Below are 291 nucleotides of genomic sequence, written 5' to 3' on the forward strand. Positions count from 1 at the left end.
GCCGGTTGCCGCTCGACTTTTCGACGGACGGGCGGCCGTCGAGCTTGCCCGAATTGTCCAGGTTGAAGCGGACCACGACGACGAAATTCTCCGAACCTTCAAGCCCGGCCGGCAATGTCCAGCAACCGCCCAACTGGCTTTCCAGGGCGCCCTGCTCCGACTTCGACAGCTTCTGGCCCTGATCCTTGTCGCCACCGAGCGACGCCTGCTGGGTCGAGCGCTTGGCACCACCGCCGGACGGCTTCTGCTTGTCGAGCAAGGCCGAAATCTCATTGGCGTTGAACTGCTTGT

Annotated in this window: 1 protein-coding gene; it reads right to left on the bottom strand. The window is 63.2% G+C overall.

Annotated features, from left to right (window positions below):
• Positions 1 to 291 (bottom strand): energy transducer TonB (locus tag EN846_RS34565; protein ID WP_135928160.1); only part of this gene is annotated, 291 nt, incomplete at both ends.

The sequence above is a fragment of the Mesorhizobium sp. M4B.F.Ca.ET.203.01.1.1 genome, from assembly GCF_004791025.1.
Classification (GTDB): domain Bacteria; phylum Pseudomonadota; class Alphaproteobacteria; order Rhizobiales; family Rhizobiaceae; genus Mesorhizobium; species Mesorhizobium abyssinicae.